The 1,322-nt window shown below is 77.7% G+C and carries 2 pseudogenes; both read right to left on the bottom strand.

The annotated features are described in order from the left end of the window. A pseudogene (locus O3Q52_RS53145) lies at window positions 1-133 on the bottom strand (flagellar motor switch protein FliG); the annotation flags it as partial. A gap of 27 nt (window positions 134-160) precedes the next feature. Continuing rightward, window positions 161-1,322: pseudogene (locus tag O3Q52_RS53140) on the bottom strand (hypothetical protein); the annotation flags it as partial.

The following is a 1,322-nucleotide window of genomic DNA, read 5'->3' as shown; positions in this document are numbered from 1 at the left end:
GCACGCCGCCCATCTTGCTGCGCTTGGCGCCCTGGCCGGCCAGCACCGAGTTCAGCACGTCGGTCAGCTCCGAGAGGGCGGCCGGCTGCACGCCGCCGAAGGTGGCGATGCGCAGCATCACGTCGTTGCGCATGCGCTCGCTGAGCATGGCCAGCACGCTGGCGGCGCGGGCGCGCACCAGGCAGGCCCGGGCGCGGGCCCCCGACCCGGCCGCGTCGACGGCGAGTTCGCGGAGCTTGACCTGCCAGCCGGCCCGCTCGCGCAGCCGGAAGGCGAGTCCGGCGAGTGCGTCGGCGGCGCGCCGGGCGCGCTGCGCGGCCTCCTGCCGCTCGTCCCGTACGAGGGCCGCCTCGGCCGCCGCCTCGTCGGCCTCGGCCCGGGCCGTACGCGCCTCGGACAGCTCGGCCTCGGACTCCTCGGCGAACGCGCGCGCGTCGTGGGCCGCGGTGGCGAGCTCGGCGAGCCGCCCCGCCGGACAGCCCGTCCGCCAGGAGGCGAGCCGTGCGGCCAGCTCCCGGTCCTTGGCGAGCCGGGCCGCCAACTCCCGGATCTCCTCGTCCCGTTCGGCCGCGCGCGTACGCAGCGTCTGCCGCTCCTCGTCGGCGGCGTGCTCGTCGTGCATGGCAGGGTTCGGCGGTACGAGGAATACATCGACGCGGCCCCCGTCGTCCGCGTCGGGGACCGGGGTCGGGGCGAGCAGCGCGGCGGCCGTGCCGACGGCCACGGCGGAGCGCGGGAGCAGCGCTGCGTCGGCGAGGGCTTCGCGGGCCCGTGCGTGGGTGTCCGGGTCCGTGATGATCACGCCGTCGACCAGCTCGGGCCGCGCGGCAAGCACGCGCGCGTGGTCGACGGGATCGACGGCCTGCGCGAGGTAGCGCCAGCCGGGGAGCGCGGGGATGCCGTGCTCGCCCAGGTACTCCACGGTGGCCAGCACGTCGGGGCCGGGCGGCAGCAGCCCGCCGTCACCGAGCGCGCCGAGGACCCGGGAGTCGTCGGCCGCGGCGGTCCGCAGCTCGAAGAGCTGCCGCTCGGCGGAGGCGACCCCGTCGTCGAGGAGCTGCCGGAGCTCGTCGGCGTAGTGGTCCAACTCCTCGGCGGAGAGGGGTGCTTCGTCGGATTCGGCTTCGGCGTCCGGGCCGCCCCGTCCTCGACGGGTGCCCGCAGCGTCGGCGCCGGGGCCCGTCCCGGAACCACGGCCTGCCGTGTTCCCGTGATCGGCCCCGCCTGCTCGCGCGGCGCCCTCGGTGGAAGCCGCGACCGCGCCCTGGCGCGGCTGCGGCAATCCGCCTCGACCGGAGCCCCCCGAACCGCCGGAGGCACCC

Source organism: Streptomyces sp. ActVer, from assembly GCF_027270795.1.
GTDB lineage: Bacteria > Actinomycetota > Actinomycetes > Streptomycetales > Streptomycetaceae > Streptomyces > Streptomyces umbrinus_A.
The sequence above is the reverse complement of the archived record's forward strand: the minus strand, read 5'-3'. Positions and strand labels throughout refer to the sequence as shown.